The 21,015-nt window shown below is 67.8% G+C and carries 25 protein-coding genes; 18 read left to right on the top strand and 7 right to left on the bottom strand.

Features of this window, described 5'->3' with window-relative positions; genetic code table 11:
* The first annotated feature begins 36 nt into the window (after window positions 1-36).
* The 6 genes from hisB (at window position 37) to AC1DKN_RS17315 (ending at window position 4,688) form a co-directional block, all read left to right on the top strand.
* A complete protein-coding gene (gene hisB / locus AC1DKN_RS17340; protein ID WP_476849457.1) occupies window positions 37-663 on the top strand; it encodes an imidazoleglycerol-phosphate dehydratase HisB in 627 nt (208 codons plus the stop codon).
* Window positions 660-1,409, top strand: coding sequence for an imidazole glycerol phosphate synthase subunit HisH (hisH, locus tag AC1DKN_RS17335; protein ID WP_476849458.1), 750 nt, complete (start codon window positions 660-662; stop codon window positions 1,407-1,409). The genes hisB and hisH overlap by 4 nt, the downstream gene beginning before the upstream one ends.
* Entirely contained in the window at window positions 1,410-1,568 is a 159-nt protein-coding gene (locus AC1DKN_RS17330; protein ID WP_164468561.1) for a hypothetical protein, read from the top strand.
* Between the two features lie 41 nt (window positions 1,569-1,609).
* On the top strand, window positions 1,610-2,356 hold the full coding sequence (gene priA / locus AC1DKN_RS17325) for a bifunctional 1-(5-phosphoribosyl)-5-((5-phosphoribosylamino)methylideneamino)imidazole-4-carboxamide isomerase/phosphoribosylanthranilate isomerase PriA (RefSeq protein WP_079551296.1): 747 nt from the start codon (window positions 1,610-1,612) through the stop codon (window positions 2,354-2,356).
* 14 nt (window positions 2,357-2,370) lie between these two features.
* The gene (locus AC1DKN_RS17320) at window positions 2,371-3,312 is read left to right on the top strand and encodes an SseB family protein (protein WP_476872014.1); all 942 of its coding nucleotides are present in this window, start codon (window positions 2,371-2,373) and stop codon (window positions 3,310-3,312) included.
* Between the two features lie 62 nt (window positions 3,313-3,374).
* Window positions 3,375-4,688: an MFS transporter gene (locus tag AC1DKN_RS17315; protein WP_028277241.1), complete on the top strand. Its 1,314-nt coding sequence runs from the start codon at window positions 3,375-3,377 to the stop codon at window positions 4,686-4,688.
* A 139-nt stretch (window positions 4,689-4,827) separates the two neighbouring features.
* Here AC1DKN_RS17315 and AC1DKN_RS17310 read toward each other — a convergent pair whose 3' ends face one another.
* Window positions 4,828-5,214, bottom strand: a complete 387-nt coding sequence (locus AC1DKN_RS17310) for a DUF1844 domain-containing protein (protein ID WP_230010214.1) — start codon at window positions 5,212-5,214, stop codon at window positions 4,828-4,830.
* A gap of 437 nt (window positions 5,215-5,651) precedes the next feature.
* Here AC1DKN_RS17310 and infC point away from each other — a divergent pair, with 437 nt between their 5' ends.
* The 4 genes from infC (at window position 5,652) to AC1DKN_RS17290 (ending at window position 8,623) form a co-directional block, all read left to right on the top strand.
* A complete protein-coding gene (gene infC, locus AC1DKN_RS17305; protein ID WP_476872013.1) occupies window positions 5,652-6,758 on the top strand; it encodes a translation initiation factor IF-3 in 1,107 nt (368 codons plus the stop codon).
* Between the two features lie 115 nt (window positions 6,759-6,873).
* Window positions 6,874-7,068 carry a 50S ribosomal protein L35 gene (rpmI, locus tag AC1DKN_RS17300; RefSeq protein WP_003798720.1) on the top strand — a complete coding sequence of 65 codons (195 nt, stop codon included), beginning with the start codon at window positions 6,874-6,876 and terminating at the stop codon, window positions 7,066-7,068.
* Window positions 7,069-7,190: 122 nt separating this feature from the next.
* Window positions 7,191-7,661: a 50S ribosomal protein L20 gene (rplT, locus tag AC1DKN_RS17295; protein ID WP_028277244.1), complete on the top strand. Its 471-nt coding sequence runs from the start codon at window positions 7,191-7,193 to the stop codon at window positions 7,659-7,661.
* 65 nt (window positions 7,662-7,726) lie between these two features.
* Window positions 7,727-8,623 carry a TrmH family RNA methyltransferase gene (locus AC1DKN_RS17290; RefSeq protein ID WP_223917207.1) on the top strand — a complete coding sequence of 299 codons (897 nt, stop codon included), beginning with the start codon at window positions 7,727-7,729 and terminating at the stop codon, window positions 8,621-8,623.
* 149 nt (window positions 8,624-8,772) lie between these two features.
* Here the strand turns inward: AC1DKN_RS17290 and AC1DKN_RS17285 are convergent, their stop codons facing one another.
* The gene (locus tag AC1DKN_RS17285) at window positions 8,773-9,042 is read right to left on the bottom strand and encodes a GlsB/YeaQ/YmgE family stress response membrane protein (protein ID WP_230010760.1); all 270 of its coding nucleotides are present in this window, start codon (window positions 9,040-9,042) and stop codon (window positions 8,773-8,775) included.
* 230 nt (window positions 9,043-9,272) lie between these two features.
* On the opposite strand from AC1DKN_RS17285, the gene AC1DKN_RS17280 reads away from it, so the two are divergent.
* On the top strand, window positions 9,273-10,193 hold the full coding sequence (locus AC1DKN_RS17280; RefSeq protein ID WP_079551287.1) for a cation diffusion facilitator family transporter: 921 nt from the start codon (window positions 9,273-9,275) through the stop codon (window positions 10,191-10,193).
* 228 nt (window positions 10,194-10,421) lie between these two features.
* On the opposite strand, the gene AC1DKN_RS17275 is transcribed toward AC1DKN_RS17280, so the two are convergent.
* Window positions 10,422-11,630, bottom strand: coding sequence for an MFS transporter (locus AC1DKN_RS17275; RefSeq protein WP_223917209.1), 1,209 nt, complete (start codon window positions 11,628-11,630; stop codon window positions 10,422-10,424).
* A gap of 193 nt (window positions 11,631-11,823) precedes the next feature.
* Between AC1DKN_RS17275 and AC1DKN_RS17270 the strand changes: the two genes are divergently transcribed.
* The 4 genes from AC1DKN_RS17270 (at window position 11,824) to AC1DKN_RS17255 (ending at window position 15,272) form a co-directional block, all read left to right on the top strand.
* Complete coding sequence (locus AC1DKN_RS17270; protein ID WP_476872012.1) at window positions 11,824-12,288, top strand: (deoxy)nucleoside triphosphate pyrophosphohydrolase; 465 nt, start codon at window positions 11,824-11,826, stop codon at window positions 12,286-12,288.
* 88 nt (window positions 12,289-12,376) lie between these two features.
* Window positions 12,377-13,519, top strand: coding sequence for a Re/Si-specific NAD(P)(+) transhydrogenase subunit alpha (locus tag AC1DKN_RS17265; protein ID WP_476872011.1), 1,143 nt, complete (start codon window positions 12,377-12,379; stop codon window positions 13,517-13,519).
* Complete coding sequence (locus AC1DKN_RS17260) at window positions 13,519-13,902, top strand: NAD(P) transhydrogenase subunit alpha part 2 (RefSeq protein WP_476856516.1); 384 nt, start codon at window positions 13,519-13,521, stop codon at window positions 13,900-13,902. Before AC1DKN_RS17265 ends, AC1DKN_RS17260 begins: the two co-directional genes overlap by 1 nt.
* Entirely contained in the window at window positions 13,899-15,272 is a 1,374-nt protein-coding gene (locus tag AC1DKN_RS17255; protein WP_223917215.1) for an NAD(P)(+) transhydrogenase (Re/Si-specific) subunit beta, read from the top strand. Before AC1DKN_RS17260 ends, AC1DKN_RS17255 begins: the two co-directional genes overlap by 4 nt.
* A gap of 91 nt (window positions 15,273-15,363) precedes the next feature.
* Here the strand turns inward: AC1DKN_RS17255 and AC1DKN_RS17250 are convergent, their stop codons facing one another.
* Complete coding sequence (locus AC1DKN_RS17250; protein WP_476872010.1) at window positions 15,364-16,506, bottom strand: Rv2578c family radical SAM protein; 1,143 nt, start codon at window positions 16,504-16,506, stop codon at window positions 15,364-15,366.
* 103 nt (window positions 16,507-16,609) lie between these two features.
* Window positions 16,610-16,912 carry a helix-turn-helix domain-containing protein gene (locus tag AC1DKN_RS17245; RefSeq protein WP_476872009.1) on the bottom strand — a complete coding sequence of 101 codons (303 nt, stop codon included), beginning with the start codon at window positions 16,910-16,912 and terminating at the stop codon, window positions 16,610-16,612.
* 63 nt (window positions 16,913-16,975) lie between these two features.
* On the opposite strand from AC1DKN_RS17245, the gene map reads away from it, so the two are divergent.
* Together map and pcp are read left to right on the top strand one after the other, a co-directional pair.
* Window positions 16,976-17,758: a type I methionyl aminopeptidase gene (map, locus tag AC1DKN_RS17240; RefSeq protein WP_476872008.1), complete on the top strand. Its 783-nt coding sequence runs from the start codon at window positions 16,976-16,978 to the stop codon at window positions 17,756-17,758.
* 109 nt (window positions 17,759-17,867) lie between these two features.
* Window positions 17,868-18,509, top strand: a complete 642-nt coding sequence (gene pcp, locus AC1DKN_RS17235; RefSeq protein WP_476859027.1) for a pyroglutamyl-peptidase I — start codon at window positions 17,868-17,870, stop codon at window positions 18,507-18,509.
* Window positions 18,510-18,590: 81 nt separating this feature from the next.
* Here the strand turns inward: pcp and AC1DKN_RS17230 are convergent, their stop codons facing one another.
* Together AC1DKN_RS17230 and AC1DKN_RS17225 are read right to left on the bottom strand one after the other, a co-directional pair.
* Entirely contained in the window at window positions 18,591-19,229 is a 639-nt protein-coding gene (locus AC1DKN_RS17230; protein WP_476872007.1) for an SIMPL domain-containing protein, read from the bottom strand.
* Window position 19,230: 1 nt separating this feature from the next.
* Window positions 19,231-19,698 (bottom strand): hypothetical protein, encoded by a 468-nt coding sequence (locus AC1DKN_RS17225; RefSeq protein WP_476872006.1) that lies wholly within the window; start codon window positions 19,696-19,698, stop codon window positions 19,231-19,233.
* A gap of 253 nt (window positions 19,699-19,951) precedes the next feature.
* Here AC1DKN_RS17225 and pheS point away from each other — a divergent pair, with 253 nt between their 5' ends.
* A complete protein-coding gene (pheS, locus tag AC1DKN_RS17220) occupies window positions 19,952-21,013 on the top strand; it encodes a phenylalanine--tRNA ligase subunit alpha (protein WP_028277258.1) in 1,062 nt (353 codons plus the stop codon).
* Window positions 21,014-21,015 lie beyond the last annotated feature (2 nt).

Genomic DNA, 21,015 nt, shown 5'->3' with positions numbered 1-21,015 from the left:
CCCAACACCCTGCCTTCTTCCAAAGGACACATCTACATGAGCACCACCGGATCCACCGCCGCCGAGGGCCGGACCGCACGCATGGAACGGACCACCAGCGAGTCCTCGGTCCTGGTCGAGATCAACCTGGACGGCACCGGCGTTTCAGACATCAGCACGTCGGTCCCGTTCTACGACCACATGCTGACGGCCCTCAGCAAGCACTCCTTGATCGACATGACCGTCAAGGCCACCGGCGACACCCACATCGATGTCCACCACACTGTCGAGGACGTGGCCATCACTTTCGGCGAGGTTCTGCGGACCGCTCTGGGCAACAAAGCCGGGATCCGCCGCTTTGGCGAGGCGACCGTTCCCCTCGATGAGGCCCTCGCGCAAGCTGTCGTGGACGTCTCCGGCCGTCCCTACCTGGTCCACGCCGGCGAGCCGGCAGGCCAGGAATACCACCTGATCGGCGGCCACTTTACGGGCTCCCTGACCCGCCACGTCTTCGAGGCGATCACCCTTCACGCCGGGATCTGCCTGCACATGAACGTCACTGCCGGGCGTGACCCCCACCACATCGTCGAGGCCCAGTTCAAGGCCTTTGCCCGTGCCCTGCGCGCAGCCGTCGAGCCGGATCCCCGCGTCGAGGGCATCCCGTCGACAAAGGGTGCTTTGTGACCGGCCCGGTGCTCCGCGACGGGGCCATCATCGACCCCGCCGCCGCGGCCAAGCCGGTCTCCCCGCAGGGAAAGCCCACAGTTACGGTGCTGGACTACGGCTCCGGGAATGTCCGGTCCGCCGTCCGCGCGCTGGAGCGGGCCGGCGCCGAAGTCATCCTCAGCTCCAAGCCTGAGGATGTCCTCAATGCCGACGGCCTCGTCGTCCCCGGTGTCGGCGCCTTCGAAACCGTCATGCGCGAACTCAAGGCCGTTGACGCCATCCGCATGATCGGCCGCCGTGTCGCCGGAGGCCGCCCCGTGCTGGCCATCTGCGTCGGGCTCCAAGTGCTGTTCGAGGCCGGCGTCGAACACGGCACCGAAGCCGAGGGCATGGGGGAGTGGCCCGGCAAGGTGGAACTGTTGCCTGCCGACGTCGTGCCCCACATGGGCTGGAACACCGTCGCCGTCCCCGAAGGGTCCAGGCTCTTCGCCGGGGTTGAGGACGAGCGCTTCTACTTCGTGCACTCCTACGGTGTCCAGAAGTGGGACTTCGACGTCATCCAGCCGCGGATGGCTGCGCCGCTGGTGACCTGGTCCGACCACGGTGCCCCGTTCATCGCGGCCGTGGAAAACGGCCCGCTGTGTGCCACCCAGTTCCACCCGGAGAAGTCCGGCGACGCCGGCGCCCGGCTGCTGCGCAACTGGGTCCAAAGCCTGCGCCCCGCAGCCCCGGACCGTACCGCAGCCCCGGAAGGGACCGCCTAGATGTGGTCCCTGGTGCTCATGGGCGTGGCCGGCCTGCTGGTTGGCGGCGGGATCTCCTTCCGCCAGCAGAAAAGTCCGCTCTGGGTGCAGATCGTTTTCTACATCCTCGCCGGCATGTCACTGCTGGCCGCCTACCTCCTGACCCTGCCGGCGTCCTGACCGCCCCTCCCCACCCCCATCCCCAAGCTGAGGACTCCACGATGACCACCGAAACCCCGCTGCCCGTACTCGAGCTCCTGCCCGCCGTCGACGTCGTCAACGGACAGGCCGTCCGGCTCGTACAGGGCGAAGCCGGCAGCGAGACGAGCTACGGCACCCCGCTGGAGGCCGCCCTCAACTGGCAGCAGCAGGGGGCTGAGTGGGTGCATCTGGTCGACCTGGACGCCGCGTTCGGGCGCGGCTCCAACGCCGAGCTCCTGCGCGAGGTCGTCGGCCGGCTCGATATCAAGGTGGAGCTCTCCGGCGGCCTTCGCGACGACGAATCCCTTGAGAAGGCCCTCGACCTCGGCGTCGCACGCGTCAACCTGGGCACGGCGGCACTGGAAAACCCGGAATGGACGGCCCGGGTGATCGAGCGCTTCGGCGACAAGATTGCCGTCGGCCTGGATGTCCGCGGCACCACCCTCGCCGGCCGGGGCTGGACCAAGGAAGGCGGGGACCTCTGGGACGTGCTCGGCCGCCTCGAGGACGCCGGCTGCGCCCGGTACGTCGTGACCGATGTGACCAAGGACGGCACGCTCCAGGGCCCCAACGTCGAACTCCTGCGCCAGATGGTCGAGAAAACGGGCAAGCCGGTGGTCGCCTCCGGCGGCATTTCCAGCCTCGAGGATCTCAAGGTCCTGCGCTCCCTGGTGCCGCTCGGCGTCGAAGGCGCCATCGTCGGCAAGGCCCTCTACAACGGCAACTTCACCCTGCCCGAGGCCCTCGACGTCGCCGGCCGCCGCTAGCGGCGAAGGCGCCCATGACGCACTCCCACGACACCCACGACCCCAATAACCCCCACGAGACAGTGGAGGCAGGGACCGGGGCCGGTCCCATCCGGCATCTGCCCGGGCATATCGCGGCGGCCCTTGCCGGCGCCGGCGGGGCCACTGACTCCGCCGGCCAACCCTGGGCTGGGCGCAGCCTGTCCGGCAATGACGCCAAGATCCATAATTTCGACGACGACGACGGCACCGCCGACGCCGGCTATCTGGCGGCCTTGTCCGACCTCGCCGCGGGCACTGGCGACGAGGCGGCCGTGGTGGCCGCGCTGGCCACCGCCCGGGTGTTCGTGCCAATCCTCGCCCAGCTCGCCGAAGAGGGCGAGGCCGCGGCCGGGCCCAACGGGGATCCGCTGCACTCGGACAAGCAGGCCGACATGGCCCTGGTGACGCTCAAGGCGCCGGACGGACGGACGGCCATGCCGGTGTTCACCTCGGCAGCGTCACTGACGGCGTGGCACCCGGAGGCCAGGCCGGTCGCCGTGTACGCGGCCCGGGCCGCCTTGTCAGCGGTCGCGGAAGGGGCGGAGCTGCTCGTGCTCGATCCCGGCTCGGAAGTGACGTTCGTGGTCCGCCGGCCGGCAGTCTGGGCCCTCGCCCAGCAGCAGCCATGGACGCCGTCATACGCCGACCCCGATCTCGCGGGTGCACTCGGGGAAGGCGCGGTTGGCTTTCCGGCGGTCCGCCGTGTTGAAATTCATCCGGGGGGTGGAGTTGCCTCGGCCACGGCCGATGGCAGGCGGCTCCCCGGTGGGGGAGCCGGCCCGGAACTCCGTGTGGTCCTCTACCTTGAAGACGGTCTCGACGCCGCCGGCGTGCAGTCGATCGTCGCCGGCCTCAATAACGCCTGGGCCCGGAATGAAATCTTTGCCGAGCGGGTTGATTCGATCGAGGTCAAGCTGCAGCGTGCAGCACCATAGCTGACGGCCCAACGGGGGGACCTCCCGGTGCTGCCGTGGGCAGTACCAGAAGGATATAGTCCGTGAATTTCGCGCTTTACCGTCAGCTGCTGGCCATCCGGCCCATCAGGCGCCTCCTGCTGGTCGGCATGATCGCCCGCATACCGCACTCGGCGGCCGGCGTCCTGCTGACCCTGCACATCGTCCTGACCCTCGGCCAGGGCTACGCCGCCGCCGGAGCGGCCGCCGCCGTGATGACGATCGGTATCGCCGTCGGCGCGCCCTGGCGCGGACGCCGGGTCGACACCGTGGGGCTGCGAAAGGCGCTGATTCCGTCTGTGGTCTCCGAGGCCGTGATCTGGTCGATCGTGCCGCACGTGTCCTACGAGGCCCTGTTGCCCCTGGTCTTCATCGGGGGCCTGCTGACTCTGCCCATCTTCAGCGTGGTGCGGCAGTCGCTGGGCGTTCTGGCCCCCGGGGAACAGCGCCGGACTGCCTTTGCGCTCGACGCCATCGCCACCGAGCTGGTCTTCATGATCGGCCCGGCCGTCGGAGCCGTCGTCGCCACCAGCGGCCAGTCCGTCCTGGGCCTGACAGTCGTGGGAGTGGCCACATCCGTCTCCGGGCTCTTCCTCATGTGGTTCAACCCGCCCACCCGGAGTGCTTCCCCGGACGCCGGGCTTGAGGCGCAGGAGCTGGAGTGCGCGGAAGCCGCAGTGGTCGCCGCCGCGCCGGCCCACCTGCAGGAGGCAGCAGCCGAACTGGCACCCCTGGCGGCCGCCGCCGAGGAGCGCCGCCGGCGGGGATCCGGCCTGCGCCACAGGGTCATCCACAACTTCAGCTGGTTCACCGCCGCCGTAGCCGCCGTGTTTGCCGTCGGCGCCGGTGCCGGCATGGTCCTCAGCGGCACCGACGTCGGCATCGTCGCGGCGCTCCAGACCGGCGGCCACCAGGCCGAAATCGGCATCGTGTTCCTCTTCTGGTGCGCGGCCTCGGTGGTGGGCGGCGTCCTCTACGGTGCCATGCACCGGGCCGTTTCCCCGATCCTCCTGTTGCTGGGGATGTCAGCGCTGACGGTCCCGATGGCCTTCGCGACCGACGTCTGGACGCTCAGCCTGCTCGCGTTGCTGCCGGGTCTGCTGTGCGCGCCGGTGTTGTCCGCGGCCTCGGAAAAGGTGGCCGAACTGGTGGATGAAAGCCGGCGTGGCGAGGCGATGGGCTGGTACGGGTCATCGCTCACCGGCGGAGTGGCCCTGGGCGCGCCGCTTGCCGGGCTGTTCATTGACCTCATCGGCCCGTCGGCCGGCTTCGTCTCAGTGGGGTTGGCGGGCGTGGCCCTCTGCCTGGTGGGACTGGCCCTGCAACAGGTCCGGCGCAGCCGCCTGGCCCGCGTCTGAACGCGGGCCTGCCGCCATTGCGCCACTCCGGGCACGCGCCCGGGCTTTGTGAACGGCAAATCCTGCGGACGGAAAATAACGACGCCGGCGGGCGGACCTGGGTGGTCCGCCCGCCGGCGTTGTCCTGGCTGACGGGTGCTTAGTTGACGGGGCCGGTGTACTTCTCGCCCGGGCCCTTGCCCGGCGCGTCCGGGATGATCGATTCTTCGCGGAAGGCCAGCTGAAGCGAACGGAGTCCGTCGCGCAACGGTCCAGCGTGCTGTGAGCCGATTTCGGGCGCCGCTGCGGTCACCAGACCGGCGAGGGCGGTGATCAGCTTGCGGGCCTCGTCCAGGTCCTTGAGGTCCTGGGCATTTTCCTCGGCGGCGAGGCCGAGCTTTACCGCGGCGGCGCTCATCAGGTGCACGGCGGCCGTGGTGATGACCTCGATGGAGGGGACTTCCGAGATGTCGCGGATCTGCTGCGAGACGTCCGCCTGGGCTGCCGCGGGCTCGAAGACGTGGGAATTACTATCTGAAGTGCTCATGCTGGTAAGCTTGTCACAGACCGACTAAATGTCGTTATTCTCAAGCTTTTATAGAATGCAGTGTTCTGACTGGCAGTGCTTGTCACTGAAGTTGGCGCCCGGCGACGCATACGTGCGTTGAACGGGTGTCTTTCTGTAGAGTTGGCTTTAGTTTGCAAGCGGAGTTCTCTCCCACCCGCGTCAGCCGCGAAACTTCCTTCGGGAAGCCCCTCCTGTCCAGGAGTCAAGGTTGCCGGGTACCTGGTCGGGCACTACCTCGGACTCCGGTCCGCAGGAAGTGCATGTTGCCCCCTTGAGGGCGGCAGTTCCGATCTCGAGGCCTTCGATTGCTCCGGCAATTGGGGGCCTTCTCTTTTTGCCGGTGGAATACCCCTCACGAACACAGGAGCTTTAACATTAGCGAGCCAAGAATCAATGAGCGTATCCGCGTCCCCGAGGTGCGGCTGGTCGGCCCTGCAGGCGAACAAGTAGGAATTGTCCGTATTGAGGATGCCCTGCGTTTGGCTGCCGAGTCCGATCTTGATCTCGTTGAAGTTGCACCGCAGGCGAAGCCTCCGGTGTGCAAGCTGATGGACTTCGGCAAGTACAAGTACGAAGCCGCTGTCAAGGCACGCGAGGCCCGGAAGAACCAGACCAACACGGTCCTGAAGGAAATCCGTTTCCGCCTGAAGATCGACACCCACGACTACGAAACGAAGCGCGGACACGCGCTCCGGTTCCTCGGTGCCGGCGACAAGGTCAAGGCCATGATCCAGTTCCGCGGCCGCGAGCAGCAGCGCCCCGAGATGGGCATCCGCCTGCTCCAGCGCTTCGCCGACGACGTCGCCGAAGTTGGTGTGGTGGAGTCCAGCCCGCGCATCGATGGCCGCAACATGGTCATGGTGGTTGGCCCGCTGAAGAACAAAGCCGAAGCCAAGGCGGAGGCCCGCCGCGCAACGCAGCGCGCAGAAGCCAAGGCTGAGAACGAAGCCAAGGCTTCGGGACGCGTCGATGTCTCCGGTGGCAACGCCCCGCTGACCCAGACGCTGTCGGACCTCCTGCCGGAAGGCTACGTCGTATCGCCGGAGGCACCCGCAGCGGAGGCCCCCGTCGAAGAAGCCAAGGTTGAAGAGACCAAGGTCGAGGAAGCCAAGGTCGAAGAGACCAAGGTTGAAGAAGCCAAGGTTGAAGCGGCTCCGGTCGAAGAGACCAAGGCCGACGAGGCCCCCGCCCAGGACGTGCCGGCGGAAGCCGCACCGAAGGCAGCCGAGGAACCGGCAGCAGCGAAGGCTCCGGCGGCTCCGAAGGCGGCCGAGAAGCCGGCAGCAGCGAAGGCTCCGAAGGCGGCCGAGAAGCCGGCAGCAGCCAAGGCTCCCGCGGCTCCGAAGGCCGCTCCGGCCCCGGCAGCAGCGAAGGCTCCCGAGGAAAAGGCAGCCGCTCCGGCAGCAGCACCGAAGCCGGTTGCTGCTCCGAAGCCGGTACCCAGGCCCGCAGCGCCGAAGCCCGCCGCACGGCCGGCCGCCCCCCGGGCAGCCGCCAAGCCTGGCACCAAGAAGACCAACTAGTTCACGGCTGCCGGACAGCAATGTCCGGCAGCAGGCAACCAGCACGCCGCCCGCAGGGGTGGCTGCACGAAAGAGCTGCAGACTTTTCTGCGGATACGTAAGGAGATCGGTTCCCATGCCGAAGATGAAGACCCACAGCGGTGCTAAGAAGCGCTTCAAGCTGACCGGTACCGGCAAGCTGCGCCGCCAGCAGGCCAACCGCCGCCACTACCTCGAGCACAAGTCCTCCCGGCTGACCCGTCGCCTTGCCGGCGACAAGATCGTCTTCAAGGGCGACGCCAAGGTCATCCGGAAGATGCTCGGCATCTAAGTTCCAAGTTCTCTGACTGTTCGCCACCTGGCAGCAGTCAACTACCAAAAAGGCTTCTCAGGCCAGCCGGACCGTTCCGGCAGTAGACGCTTGGGATCAGAAATTTTCTAAGGAGTACGCACGTGGCACGTGTGAAGAGGGCGGTTAACGCCCACAAGAAGCGCCGGGTTATCCTCGAACGCGCAAAGGGTTACCGCGGACAGCGTTCACGCCTGTACCGCAAGGCAAAAGAGCAGCTGCTGCACTCGTTTGTGTACAGCTATGGTGACCGTAAGAAGAAGAAGGGCGACTTCCGCCGTCTTTGGATCCAGCGCATCAACGCTGCATCCCGCGCCAACGGCCTGACCTACAACCGCCTGATCCAGGGCCTGAAGGCCGCTGAGGTTGAGGTTGACCGCCGTATGCTGGCCGAGCTGGCCGTTTCCGACGCCAACGCCTTCGCCGCGCTGGTCAAGGTCGCCAAGGACTCGCTGCCTGCCGACACGTCCGCTCCGGCCGTCCAGGCTGAGGCTGCCCCGGCTCCCAAGGCTGCCAAGAAGGCTCCCGCGAAGAAGCCTGCTGCCAAGAAGGCCGCCGACGAGGCTGCAAAGTAGTTCCTCCCGCAGTTGAAAGACTGTCTCGTTCAAGAGCCGGCTGGAATAGCCACTAAGGTTCTTATATGAACGAAACCGGGCGCCCGCAAGACTTTCCACTCTCCAACCCCCGAGCTGATCGGATGAGGAAGGTGGCACAGCTTGCCGGGCGCCCGGCCCGTTTAAAGCGTCGCGAGTTCCTGGCCGAAGGCCCGCAGGCGGTCCGTGAGGCTTTGGTCCTGCACCGGAAGAGGATCGCCGCGGGGGAGCCCGGCATCGTCTATGAGGTGTACGCCACCGAGGCCTGCCTGGACCGCCACCCGGAGCTGGAGCAGCTGGCCGAGGGAACCCACGCGCACCTCGCAACCGACGAAGTGATCGCTGCGATGGCGGACACCGTCACCCCACAGGGCATCATTGCCGTCTGCGGCTTCCTGGACGTGAGCCTTGAGCACGTGCTCGACACCGGCCCGCGGCTGATTGCCGTCCTGTGCCAGGTCCGGGACCCCGGCAACGCAGGCACCGTGTTGCGGGCGGCCGACGCCGCCGGCGCCGACGCCGTCATCCTGACCGGCTCGAGCGTGGACATCTACAACCCCAAGGCCGTGCGGTCGACGGCGGGTTCCCTGTTCCATCTGCCCGTTGTCCTCGGCGCGGAGGTCGAGGAAGTCGTGGCCCGCTGCCGGGAGCGTGGCGTCGGCGTGCTGGCCGCGGACGGCAAGGGACAACTGGACCTGGACCGTCTCCAGGACGAGAACGCGGCCCGCCGCCTGGGGGCATCCGCCGCCGAATCGGTGTACGCGTTGGAACAGCCGACCGCCTGGCTCTTCGGCAACGAGGCCCAAGGCCTGTCCGAGGACGAGATCGCGCTGGCCGACCACCGGGTGGCCGTGCCGGTGTACGGGGAAGCGGAAAGCCTGAACCTCGGCACCGCAGCCACTGTCTGCCTGTACGCCAGCGCCCGCTCCCAGCAAACCCCCTAGCCGCTCAGCAGGAAACCAGCGGGTCCGGCAGGAATTCCTGTCCGAAAAACGCAGGCCAAACGAACGGCGGGGCCCACCGAATGGTGAGCCCCGCCGTCGTAGTGTCACTGTCGCCCCCACACAAAGTGTGCGGCCAGTGCCTTGAAGAATTAGGTGGTGGTCTTGTTGCGCCCTGTGATGGCGCCGTAGATGAACGCGGCCGCGAGGCCACCGACGATGGCCAGGAGCCAGGAACCGAGATTCCAGAATTCCATCTTGCCGCCGCCGAACAGCAGGTCCCCGATCCAGCCGCCAACAATCGCGCCGACGACGCCGAGCACGAGACTGGTAACCCAGCCGCCACCGACCCTGCCGGGCAAGAGTGCCTTGACGATTGCACCCACTATGAGTCCGAGAATGATCCAGCCAAGAAAGCCCATGTCTCCTCCTACATATTTTTCGGCATCCAAATTGTGAATACCGAATATGGCTTCAAGCTAACATAGGGCGGATTGCTTGTCAGCAGGGGACTACCCAATCGTTACGTGGCAGCGTTGGTCCCCGCCGCGGTTCGGCGCCGGCCCGGAAACCGGTACGGTATTCCTTGTGGGCGCTGGGTTCTTCCGGTGTTCGCATACACCCCGGAAGAACCCCATAAGGAGAAGCTCACGTGGCTGCAAATGGCGGTACCAAGGCGATTCTCGCGGCGCTGGCCGCAAACCTGACCATCGCCGTTTTGAAGTTCGTCGCCTACTTTCTGACGCTGTCCTCGTCCATGCTGGCCGAGGCGATTCACTCCCTCGCAGACTCCGGCAACCAGCTGCTGCTCCTGCTCGGCGGCAAACGCGCAAAGCGGGAAGCCAGCCCCGAGCACCCCTTCGGCTACGGCCGCGAGCGTTACATCTACGCCTTCATCGTTTCGATTGTGCTTTTCAGCGTCGGCGGCCTGTTCGCACTGTACGAGGCCTGGGGAAAAATCCAGCACCCGCACGCCATCGAAGGTGACTTCTGGTGGGTGCCGCTGGCCGTCCTGATCGGCGCGATCATTGCCGAGTCCTTCTCGTTCCGGACAGCGATCATCGAATCCAACCCCCTGCGTGGGAAGCAGAGCTGGGTTAAGTTCATCCGCAACGCCAAGCAGCCGGAACTCCCGGTGATCCTGCTCGAGGACTTCGGCGCCCTCGTGGGCCTGGTGTTCGCGCTCTTCGGCGTGGGCCTGACGCTCCTGACCGGGAACGGCATCTGGGACGCCCTCGGCACCGCGATGATCGGTCTGCTGCTCGTGGCGATCGCCGTGGTGCTGGCCATGGAAACCAAGTCCCTGCTGCTGGGCGAGTCGGCCACCCGCGATGACGTCGCCAAGATCCGCAGCGCGATCGAGGCCGGCGGCACCAGCATCATTCACCTCAAGACCATGCACCTTGGCCCCGAGGAGCTGCTGGTGGCGGCCAAGATCAGCATCGGCCGCTCGGACTCGGGCCAGGACATTGCGAAGGCGATTGATGACGCGGAGGTCCGGGTCCGGGAAGCCGTCCCGATTGCCCGGGTCATCTACCTGGAACCGGATGTGCAGCGCGTCAGCGCCCCCTGAGCCGCCCAGCCCACAGGGAGAACAGAAGCCCATAGGGAGAACGGCAGCCGCCAGATGGAACGGCAGCCCCTCAACAAAACAGCAGTCCTGCCCAGTGCATCACTGGACAGGACTGCTGTTCTATTTACAGCATCTGCACCCTGCTGCCGCGGCCTCTTCCTCTGCCGTTGGCGGGGTACCGCGGCCGCGCCTGTTCGGCCGCAGCTGTTCTGGCGGGTGGCGGGGTGGCTAGGAGGCCAGCGGCCGCCGGCGTTCCACTGCGCCGCTGAAGGCGGCGACCCCGAGACCCAGCACGGCCAGGACGGCGCCCACGAGCGCGGGGGCGACGTAGCCCCAGCCCCAGGCGATCACCAGGCCGCCCAGGAAGGCACCGAGCGCGTTGGCGACGTTGAGCGCAGCATGGTTCAGCGAGGAGGCCAGCGACGGTGCATCAGGGGACGCATCGAGCAGCCTGGTCTGCAGGGCGGGAACGAGCATGGACCCGGCGGCGCCAACGACGAACACCATGACCAGCGCGGACCAGGCCCAGTGGACGCCCACGGCATAAACCACGAGTGCCACCGCCGTGCCGGGCAGGACCCAGTAAATCGTGCCCATGACGGACTTGTCGGCGATCCGGCCGCCAACGATGTTGCCCACCACCATGCCCACGCCGTACAGGGCCACGACCAGCGGCAGCCAGGCCGCCGGGAGGCCGGCGACGGAGGTCATGGTGTGCGAAATGTAGGTGTAGGTCGCGAAGAACCCGCCGAAGCCGACGATGCCGACCAGGATGGCAAGCCACACCTGCAGCCGCTTGAGCGCGCCGAGCTCCCTGCGGAAGCTGGCATCGGCGTGCGGTTTCTGAAACGGGACGAACTTCCACAGCATGAACAGCGTAATGATGCCGATCAGGCCCACCAGCAGGAACAGCAGCCGCCACCCGTAGCTCTGGCCCAGCCAGGTGGCGAAGGGGACGCCAATGACGTTGGACACCGTCAGCCCGGCCATGACCATCGAAATGGCCCAGCCCCGCTTGGTCGGCGCCACCAGGGAGGCGGCAATCACGGCCGCAACCCCGAAGAAGGCGCCGTGGGGGAGTCCCGCGGCGAACCGGGACACCAGCATGGAGCCGTAGTCCGGGGCGAGGAAGGAACTGAGGTTGGCGATGCTGAAGAAAAGCATGAGCCCGAGGGCCAGATACTTCCGCGGGAGTTTGGCCCCGACCGCGGCCAGCACCGGCGCGCCAATCACGACGCCGAGGGCGTAGGCCGAAATCAGGTGACCTGCCTCGGGCGTGCTGATGTTCAGGCCCTGTTCGATCTCCTTGAGCAGGCCCATCATGGTGAATTCCGTGGTGCCGATGCCAAAGCCGCCCATCGCGAGGGCAATGATTGCCAAGGCAACGTGACGGGTGCCGGACTTGGTCGGCGCCGGGGCGTGTGTGGTGGTTGTCATTCGTCTTTTCGGAGAGATTTTCCGGGAGAGGCCGGATGGATCGGACAGATAAATATGCTTTTAAGAACCGGGAGGGGACGCCGAATATTCCGGAAGGTATCGTGGCGGCCGCCTCCACCATTGTCCCCTACCGGCCCCGGCCCCGCCCCGGCCTCCGGGCGCCGGACCCTGCGCCCGCCTTAGACTTGAGGGCGTGACTGGACTCATAGGCGTCGTTGGCGGCGCAGTAGTGGACTCCCTGGCCGACCCGGGCATGCTCCTTGTGGCCCGGCGCACAGCGCCGCCGCAGTTTGCCGGAATGTGGGAGTTCCCGGGCGGAAAAGTCGAACCAGGCGAGGCCGCCGAGGACGCCCTGCACCGCGAGCTCCGGGAAGAACTGGGCGTGCTGGTGCGGCTCGGGGCGGAGCTGCCCGCGGAAACCGCCGCGGGCTGGCCGCTCAACGCGAAGGCGGCGATGAGGGTCTGGTTCGCGGAGCTCGTGCAGGGAGAACCCCGGCCGCTGGAGGACCATGACGAATTGCGCTGGCTCGACCTCCGCAATCCGGCAGGGGTCCTGGACCTGCCGTGGATCCCGGCGGACCTCCCCATCGTCGAGGCCCTCCTGGCGGCTGTGCAGGCCACCGGGTCGCGCGGAGTGGAAGCGGGCCTGGGCCGCTGACCGGACTCGCCGCCGCGCTTCGGGAGCCCGCCTCTCGCCAAACGGTCAGGCATGTGCCTACTCTGATCCCAACCGAGAGGAGTGGCCCGTGCAGGTCGGTGTCGGACGAGAGCAGCGAGCCGGAGAACGCCGCGTCGCGGCCACACCGGAGACGGCCCGGCAGCTGACGGCGCTCGGGCTCCATCTCCTGGTCGAGAGCGGTGCCGGCACCGAAGCAGGCTTCGCCGACGCCGCCTTCAAGGAGGCCGGCGCGACGGTCATCTCCGAGCTCCCGTTGGAGGCCCTGGACGTCCTGCTGCATGTCCGCCCGCTCACCCCGGAGGCCGCGGCCCGGCTGCGGCCCGGCACCGTCACCATCGGGCTGGCATCGCCGTCCTCGGAGCTGCCGACCGTCCGGACACTCGCCGCTGCCGGGATCACCTCGTTCGCCCTGGAGCTGCTTCCGCGGATCTCCCGGGCGCAGTCCATGGATGCGCTCAGCTCCCAGTCCCTGGTCACGGGCTACCGCGCCGTGCTGGAAGCCGCCGTCCGCTACCCGCGGTTCTTCCCGCTCTACATGACCGCCGCCGGTACCATCCCGCCGGCGAGGGTGCTCGTCCTTGGGGCCGGCGTCGCCGGGCTGCAGGCGATCGGCACGGCAAAGCGGCTCGGCGCCCGGGTCTCGGCCAACGACATCCGGGCCGCCTCCGCCGAGGAAGTCGCCTCGATGGGCGGCACGTTCATCAACCTGGACATCGATGCGGCGGCAGACGGAACCGGAGGCTACGCCCGTGCCCTCGGTGAGGACCGGGCGCAACGCCAGCGCAGCCTCCTGGCCCCGCATGTCGCGGCGGCGGACGTCCTGATCACGACGGCGGCCATCCCCGGCCGGGCCGCTCCCTTGCTGGTGACCACCGCCATGGTGGCCGGCATGCGGGCAGGGTCTGTCGTCGTCGACCTCGCCGCGGAGTCCGGAGGCAACGTCGAAGGCGTGATCGCCGGTCAGGACGTGCAGGTGCCGGTCGACGGCGGATCGGTCACGCTCGTGGGTTTGCAGGACGCGGCATCCGCCATGCCCTCGGACGCGTCCCGGCTTTTCGCCCGGAACGTCAGCAACTTCCTCGCGCTCATGACCGACTGCGGCTCGGTGGCCCCGGACTTCGACGACGATGTGGTCGCCGGAACGTGCCTGACCCACGGCGGCACGGTGCGGCACGCCCCCACCGCGGAAGCATTGGAAAGGGAGGCGTGATGGGCCCCGTCGCGTTGCTGACCGTGGTGGTGCTCGCGGTGTTCGTTGGCTTCGAAGTCGTCTCCAAGGTCACCAGCAAACTGCACACACCGCTCATGTCCGGCGCCAACGCCATCCACGGCATCATCCTGGTCGGCGCCATCATCGTCGCCGGACAGGCCAGTGACCCGTGGGTCCTCGGCGTCGCGCTCCTGGCCGTCGTCCTGGCCACCGTCAACCTGGTGGGCGGCTTTGTGGTCACGGACCGGATGCTGGAGATGTTCAGCGCCCACAAACGGACACGCATCCCCGCCCCAAGCGGCGCCGCCAAGGCTGGCGGAACCGCGGGCGAAGGACACCCCGGTGAGGGGAGCTCCGCCGACGCGGCGGGGGAGTCCAAATGAGCCTCCTGAGCCCCGAATGGACAGCCCTGCTCTACCTTGTGGCCGCCGTCTGCTTCATCCTGGCACTCAAGGGCCTCAGCTCGCCACGAACTGCCCGCCGCGGCAACGCCATCGGCGCGGCCGGGGCGCTGCTCGCCGTCGTCACCGTCTTCCTCTCCGCGCGGCTGGAAAATGTTCCACTCATCCTCGCGGCCATCGCCGTGGGCTCCGCGATTGCCTTCCCCGTGGCGCGCCGGGTGCAGATGACCCAGATGCCCCAACTCGTGGCGCTCTTCAACGGCGTCGGGGGCGGGGCCGCGGCGCTCGTCGCCGTACTGGAACTTGGCCACCAGGAAGATCCCTGGGTCCGCCTGGCCGTGGTCTTCACCATGCTGGTGGGCGCCGTATCCTTCGCCGGCTCCGCAGTGACCGTGGGCAAGCTGCAGGAGCTCATCAGCACCCGTCCGCTGCTGTTTCCCGGGATGCCCTGGGTGATGGGGGCCGTCCTGCTGGGGGCGGTCATCTCAGGAGCTCTGGTGGTCCTGACCGGGTCGCTGGGCTGGTCGCTCGCATTGCTGGGCCTGGGCCTCGCCGCAGGGCTGCTCCTGGTGCTGCCCGTGGGCGGGGCGGACGTGCCGATCGTGATCTCCCTGCTGAATGCCTTCACGGGGCTGGCGGTGGCAGCGTCCGGCGTGGTCCTGGGCAATGTCCTGCTGCTGGTCGCCGGGACGCTCGTGGGCGCGAGCGGCACCATCCTGACCAAGGTCATGGCCTCGGCCATGGGGCGCGGAGTCGGCGGAATCATGTTCGGGGCGTTCAAGGGCGGCTCGACGGCGGGTTCGACCGCCCTGAGCGACCGGCCAGTGCGTTCCTCGTCCCCGGAGGACATTGCCGTCCAGCTCGGCTACGCCCAGCGGGTGGTGATCGTTCCCGGTTATGGGCTCGCCGTGGCCCAGGGCCAGCACACTGTGGCGGAGCTTGCCACGGCACTGGGCGCCCGCGGAGTGGACGTCGTGTTCGCCATCCATCCCGTGGCGGGACGCATGCCCGGCCACATGAACGTGCTGCTGGCAGAGGCCAACGTGCCGTACGAGTCACTGCGGGAGCTCGCGGAAGTCAATCCCGAATTCGCGACCACGGACATCGTTCTGGTAGTCGGGGCCAATGACGTCGTCAACCCGGCGGCCAAGTCCTCGCCGGGTTCGCCGATTTACGGGATGCCGATCCTGGAAGTGGTGCAGGCCCAACAGGTCGTGTTCCTGAAGCGGTCTATGCGCCCGGGGTTTGCCGGCATCGAGAATGAGCTCCTGCACGATCCCAAGACGACGCTCCTTTTCGGGGACGCCAAGGATTCGCTGGCCAGGGTGCTCGGCGCAGTCAAGGCGCTCTAGGCATCCTGCGCCCGGCGGCTCAGGGCATTTTCCGCTCCGGCTGACTGCGCAGGGGAGCACATGGCTCTGTGTGCTTGAGGTGGAGCTGGCTTCAAAACAGTGTGGGCTGGGCGGCGTCGGAACGGGCCGTGCCGGAACGGATGGCGCCGGCGTGGCGTGGGTTTGCGTGCCCCGCGGTGTCCGGGATGCTCCCGGCCGGGTACTGGGCTTCTTCCTCCCGGGCGTTGTCATGGTCGCTGCCCCCGTCCAGGTCCCGGTGGCTGAAGCCCTGCGAGCCGGAGAAGCCGTGCAGGTCCTTGAAATACCGGACCCGCCCTGCCAGCCAGGCGCGGTATTCCTTGGATGCGTACGACCCGCTGCCGTACAGGCGGCGGTACTTTCCCGCCAGGTGCGGATGTTCCCGGGCGATCCACTGCATGAACCATTCACGGGTGCCCGGCTTCAGGTACAGCGCACCGGCCGTGACCCCTGTGGCACCGGCCGCCGCGAGGGCCCCGAAGAGGGAGTCGAGGGCGTCGTCGCTGTCGGAGAGCCACGGCAGGATGGGCATGGCCATGACGCCGCAGGGCAGGCCCGCTTCCCGCAGACGGGAGATGAGCTTCAGCCGGGCACGTGGCCCAGGCGTGCCCGGTTCCACGGCTTCCGACAGCTGCTCGTTGGTCATGGCCAGCGAGATGCCCACGCCCACCGGCACCTGGGCCGCGGCATGCTTCAGCAGCGGGATGTCCCGGGCAAGGAGCGTGCCCTTGGTGAGGATGGACAGGGGAGTGCCGGAATCGGCGAGGGCACCGATGATGCCGGGCATGAGCTGGTAGCGGCCCTCGGCGCGCTGGTACGGGTCAGTGTTGGTGCCGAGGGCCACGTGCTCGTGCCGCCAGGAGGGCTTGGCCAGCTCCTTGCGCAGGATCTCGGCGGCGTTGATCTTGACCACCACCTGGCTGTCGAAGTCCAGTCCGGCGTCGAAGTCCAGATAGGTGTGGCTCTTGCGCGCGAAGCAGTAGACGCAGGCGTGGCTGCAGCCGCGGTAGGGGTTGACGGTCCAGTCGAACGGCATCCGCGAACCGGCGACCACCTTGTTGAGCACCGATTTGGCGGTGACCTCATGGAAGGTGATCCCGGCAAACTCCGGGGTGGAAACCGTCCGCACGAGTCCGGCCAGGGGCAGCAGGGCAGCCGTGGGCGAAGCGGCGGCCGGGGAATCGCCGCGCTCAAGTGCTTGTGCGTCCCATCTCATGCCTACATTCGAATATATGTTCGACTGAATGTCAAGGATGCTGACGGGCGAGGCGGCGGCCGGTTGCAGCATGGGGCGGCCTGCGCAGCTGCGGGATCGAGGCTTACGAAGCCAGCCGCTCACGGGCGTTGTGATCAGGGCCGGTTGGTTCAGTGGCGCGTTTGGTCTGGGTGACCTCGGCCCACACCGCATCGAGGGAGAGTCCGAGGACGCCGGCGATAGCGGCGATGGTCGGGAAGGCGGGGGTCGCTACGCGGCCCGTCTCGATCTTCCGGAGGGTTTCCGGTGAGACGCGTGCATCGAGCGCGATGTCGAGCATCGAGCGTCCCCCCCTGGCGCGGCGCAACAGGGCGCCGAGGCGCTGTCCGCGCTCGATCTCTGCGAATGTGAGGGGCAACCTGACCATGGCTTCGATTATACCGGGATAATATGACCGGTATAGTTATTGGACGCGTGAGAAAGGCGCCGCATGATCGAGATCCTGAATCCCACCGAACTTGCCCGGGCCAAAGAAGCAGGCGCCCTTGTCGCTGACATCCTGCAGACGCTGAAGAACCGCAGCACGGTCGGCGCGAACCTCCTGGACCTCGACCGATGGGCGCAGGCCATGATCGCCGAGGCTGGTGCGCAGTCCTGTTACGTCGACTACGAGCCGTCCTTCGGCCGCGGGCCGTTCGGACACTACATCTGCACGGCCGTCAACGACGCCGTGCTCCACGGACTCCCACGCGACTACACGCTGGCCGATGGCGACCTGCTGACACTCGACCTCGCCGTCTCCAAGCGGGGAGTCGCAGCAGACTCCGCCATCAGCTTCATCGTGGGCGGCTCAAAGCCCCCGGAAGGCGTCGCGATGATCAGCGCGACCGAGCGCGCGTTGAGCGCAGGGATAGCCGCTGCCCGGCCCGGAGCCAGGATCGGCGACATCTCCCATGCCATCGGCTCAGTCCTTGGCGAGGCGGGGTACCCGATCAACACCGAGTTCGGGGGCCATGGCATCGGATCGACCATGCACCAGGACCCGCACATTCCCAACACCGGACGGCCAGGCCGTGGCTACAAGCTGCGCCCCGGGCTGCTGCTCGCCCTGGAGCCATGGGTCATGGCCGACACCGCTGAACTCATCACCGACGCCGACGGGTGGACGCTCCGAAGTGCGACCGGCTGCCGGACTGCACACAGTGAGCACACGATCGCCATCACCAACGACGGGGCCGAAATCCTCACCCTGCCGACGCGGACAGACGCGTGAGGCCGGAGCGACACCTGCCCTGGCGGCCAAGTGTGGACGGGGCCGGGTTAAGGGTGCCGCGGGGGTGGCGCCTTGCCGGGCAGTGGAAGGGCGTTGTTAGGCTGGGGCGATGATTCTCCTGACCGGGTTCGAGCCATTTGGCGGCGATACGGCCAATCCGTCGTGGGCAGCGGCCCGTTCGGCGGCACGGCTGCTCCAATCCGAAGGGCTGGATGTCCAGGCGGTGGAATTGCCATGCGTCTTCGGCGAGTCGGCCAAGGTGCTGGCGGAGGCCCTCGAGCGTTTCACGCCGGAGCTTGTGCTGTGCGCCGGCCAGGCCGGCGGGAGGGCGCGCATCTCGCTGGAACGGGTGGCCATCAATTGTGACGACGCCCGGATTCCGGACAATGCCGGCAATCAGCCCGTGGACGAACCCGTAGTCCCGGGCGGACCGGCAGCCTATTTCACGTCGCTGCCCGTCAAGGCGGCGCTCGCGGCGTTGACCGCAGAGCAGATCCCGGCCGAAGTGTCCCAAAGTGCCGGGACCTATGTCTGCAACCACGTCTTCTACACGCTCATGCACGCCCTGCGGCTACGCCCGGGCACCAGGGGAGGCTTTGTCCACGTCCCCTACCAGGACACGCAGCTTCCGGCCGGAAGCAGTGCCCCCTCGCTGCCGGCCGCCCAGATGGCGGCGGCGCTCGCCGTCGTCGTGCGCACTGCGCTGGCGACGACGGCGGATCTCAAGCTCGCTGCCGGCGCAACCCACTAGCCCAGCCGGTCATCCGCCGCCCGAAGCGGTGGCGGCCGCCGTCGGCGACGCGAGACAACTACTCCAACAATTACTGGACAATCAGTCCAGCAGTTCCCAGACGACGCCGATCGTGGCGGTGACGCCCGACTCGCCGGCCTCGACAGTGAGTGAGGCTACCGCCGCTTCCCGCTGCATCTTCGCCACGGGGATCGGCGCCTGGAAGCCGGTGTGCTGAGTGAGGGACAGGACCCTGCCAAGCCCGGTTCCTGCGAGGGCGGCGTAATGCTCGGCGGTGGTGCGGGCGTCCTGCCAGGCGGCCTCCCGGGCCCGGGCTTCCACGGCCGAGGGGTCGGCGAAGCCGAGGGTCAGCCCGTTCAGCCGGACGGCGTCGCCGCCGGCAGCAACCGCCGCGGCAAGGATCTGCGAGGACGCGGACAACTCGCGGATCCTGACGGTGAGCGTGCTGGAGGCCAGATAGCCGGTCACGGTCTGGCCCTGGCCATCCTGCCAGTTCAGCTCGGCCCGGACGTTCAGCCCCGAGGTGGATAAGTCCGCGCTGTCCACGCCGTGCTGCCGGAGCTCCGACGTGATGGCGGCCGACCGCGTTCCGGCCTCGCCGTAGGCCTCGGCCACGGTCTCGCGGCGGCATTCAACGCCGATCGACACGGTCAGCAGGTCCGGCACCGCCTCGGCGCTGCCGGTTCCTGCAACGGAGATGCTTCGGGGGCTGTCTGTCATGTCAGGCCTCGTAACGTTCGGGGGCGGTGCCCATTCTGCGGTGCGTGCGTGGGATGGGTCCGGGCAGGCCGGGCCGGGGGTAGCCGCCCGCTTCCAGGCCGGCATGGCGCTCGAAGATGTTGGCGCTGCCCGGGTTGCCCGTGCGCCAGAGGGACCAGCCGGCGGCTATGAAGTACAGCGGAAGGAAGGGCAGCCCGAGGCACCAGGCGTATTGGGTGCTGTGGCGCTCTTCGTGGCCCAGTAGCACTGGATTGGCGCGGGCGGATTCCGGTCCGGCGCGGAAGAGGATCACGTTGCCCACGGTGAAGGCCGCAGCAAACGGCAACCGCCAGCGGTAGCGGCCCGCGATCAGCAATCCGCGCGGACCGGAGCTGACGGTTGTCCGCGCACAGGCTGCCAGCAGCAGGCCCAGCAGGGTGGAGCCGTTGAGCAGGTTGGCGATCTGGCGACGCCGTTGTCCGGGCGTCATGAGGCCATGGTAACCGGGGGTGTGCCCGGCAGTCAGGGGTCCGCCGGGATGTCCCGTGCCCTTGGAATCCCGGCGTTGGCGTGCCCAGGTGCAGCCGGCACCGCTGCGTCACGTGCGGGGCGGCCGTGCCATGCCGCCGACGGCCGTCTACTAGACTGGGGACAGTGACCACAAGCCTTGCCGAGAACCTGCGCCGTGCCCTGTGCCCGGCGCACGCTGTTGGCATGATCCGACTCGTAGCTAAGAACAGTAGATGACTGAAACTTTGCCGGACGCAGCCGTCCCGAATCCTCTGGATGAAGCCGCCATTACCGCCGCCGTAGACCAGGCCGTTGCCGCCATCGCCGCCGCCGCGACCCTCGATGAACTCAAGGCCGTGCGCCTCGCCCACACGGGCGAGAAGTCCGCCCTGAGCCTCGCCAACCGTGAGATCGGCGCGCTGCCCAAGGACCAGAAGGCCGCCGCCGGCAAGCTCATGGGCGCCTCGAGGGGACGGGTCAACAAGGCGCTCGCGGACCGCACGGTCGCGCTCGAGGCCGAGAACGACGCGCGGATCCTCGTCGAAGAGACCGTGGATGTCACGGCAGCGCCGCGCCGGCGCACGGCCGGTGCACGGCACCCGCTGTCCACGCTGCAGGACCGCGTGGCGGACATCTTTGTCGGCATGGGTTGGGAAATCGCCGAAGGGCCCGAGGTCGAGTCCGAATGGTTTAACTTCGATGCCCTGAACTTCAAGCCGGACCACCCCGCCCGCGACATGCAGGACACGTTCTTCGTGGAGCCGCCCGAGGCCCACCTGCTCATGCGCACGCACACCTCGCCGGTGCAGGTCCGCTCCATGCTGGAACGGGAGCTGCCCATCTATGTGCTGTGCCCGGGCAAGGTGTTCCGCACGGACGAGCTCGACGCGACGCACACCCCCGTGTTCCACCAGTTCGAGGGCCTGGCCATCGACAAGAACCTGAGCATGGCGGACCTCCGCGGCACCCTGGAGCACTTCGCACGCCAGATGTTCGGCGCGGAAGCCCAGATCCGGCTGCGGCCCAACTACTTCCCGTTCACCGAGCCCTCCGCGGAGCTGGACATCTGGCACCCGGGCGCCAAGGGCGGCCCCAGCTGGATCGAGTGGGGCGGCTGCGGCATGGTCAACGCCAACGTCCTGCGCGCGGCCGGGATCGACCCGGACATCTATTCAGGCTTTGCCTTCGGCATGGGCATCGAACGCACCCTCATGTTCCGCAACGAGGTTGGCGACATGCGCGACATGATTGAAGGCGACGTACGTTTCAGCGAGCACTTCGGGATGGAGATCTAACA

The organism is Arthrobacter sp. 01N444, assembly GCF_056399305.1.
The sequence above is the reverse complement of the archived record's forward strand: the minus strand, read 5'-3'. Positions and strand labels throughout refer to the sequence as shown.

What these genes read in the sequence shown, in the direction of transcription:
- hisB (WP_476849457.1), top strand. Translation starts at nt 37, where the DNA reads ATGAGCACCACCGGATCCACCGCCGCCGAGGGCCGGACCGCACGCATG.
- AC1DKN_RS17285 (WP_230010760.1), bottom strand. Translation starts at nt 9,042, where the DNA reads ATGGGCTTTCTTGGCTGGATCATTCTCGGACTCATAGTGGGTGCAATC.
- pcp (WP_476859027.1), top strand. Translation starts at nt 17,868, where the DNA reads ATGATTCTCCTGACCGGGTTCGAGCCATTTGGCGGCGATACGGCCAAT.
- AC1DKN_RS17255 (WP_223917215.1), top strand. Translation starts at nt 13,899, where the DNA reads ATGAGCCTCCTGAGCCCCGAATGGACAGCCCTGCTCTACCTTGTGGCC.
- AC1DKN_RS17320 (WP_476872014.1), top strand. Translation starts at nt 2,371, where the DNA reads ATGACGCACTCCCACGACACCCACGACCCCAATAACCCCCACGAGACA.
- AC1DKN_RS17330 (WP_164468561.1), top strand. Translation starts at nt 1,410, where the DNA reads ATGTGGTCCCTGGTGCTCATGGGCGTGGCCGGCCTGCTGGTTGGCGGC.
- AC1DKN_RS17290 (WP_223917207.1), top strand. Translation starts at nt 7,727, where the DNA reads ATGAACGAAACCGGGCGCCCGCAAGACTTTCCACTCTCCAACCCCCGA.
- AC1DKN_RS17250 (WP_476872010.1), bottom strand. Translation starts at nt 16,506, where the DNA reads ATGAGATGGGACGCACAAGCACTTGAGCGCGGCGATTCCCCGGCCGCC.
- AC1DKN_RS17225 (WP_476872006.1), bottom strand. Translation starts at nt 19,698, where the DNA reads ATGACGCCCGGACAACGGCGTCGCCAGATCGCCAACCTGCTCAACGGC.
- AC1DKN_RS17275 (WP_223917209.1), bottom strand. Translation starts at nt 11,630, where the DNA reads ATGACAACCACCACACACGCCCCGGCGCCGACCAAGTCCGGCACCCGT.
- AC1DKN_RS17245 (WP_476872009.1), bottom strand. Translation starts at nt 16,912, where the DNA reads ATGGTCAGGTTGCCCCTCACATTCGCAGAGATCGAGCGCGGACAGCGC.
- AC1DKN_RS17260 (WP_476856516.1), top strand. Translation starts at nt 13,519, where the DNA reads ATGGGCCCCGTCGCGTTGCTGACCGTGGTGGTGCTCGCGGTGTTCGTT.
- priA (WP_079551296.1), top strand. Translation starts at nt 1,610, where the DNA reads ATGACCACCGAAACCCCGCTGCCCGTACTCGAGCTCCTGCCCGCCGTC.
- rpmI (WP_003798720.1), top strand. Translation starts at nt 6,874, where the DNA reads ATGCCGAAGATGAAGACCCACAGCGGTGCTAAGAAGCGCTTCAAGCTG.
- AC1DKN_RS17310 (WP_230010214.1), bottom strand. Translation starts at nt 5,214, where the DNA reads ATGAGCACTTCAGATAGTAATTCCCACGTCTTCGAGCCCGCGGCAGCC.
- AC1DKN_RS17230 (WP_476872007.1), bottom strand. Translation starts at nt 19,229, where the DNA reads ATGACAGACAGCCCCCGAAGCATCTCCGTTGCAGGAACCGGCAGCGCC.
- pheS (WP_028277258.1), top strand. Translation starts at nt 19,952, where the DNA reads ATGACTGAAACTTTGCCGGACGCAGCCGTCCCGAATCCTCTGGATGAA.
- map (WP_476872008.1), top strand. Translation starts at nt 16,976, where the DNA reads ATGATCGAGATCCTGAATCCCACCGAACTTGCCCGGGCCAAAGAAGCA.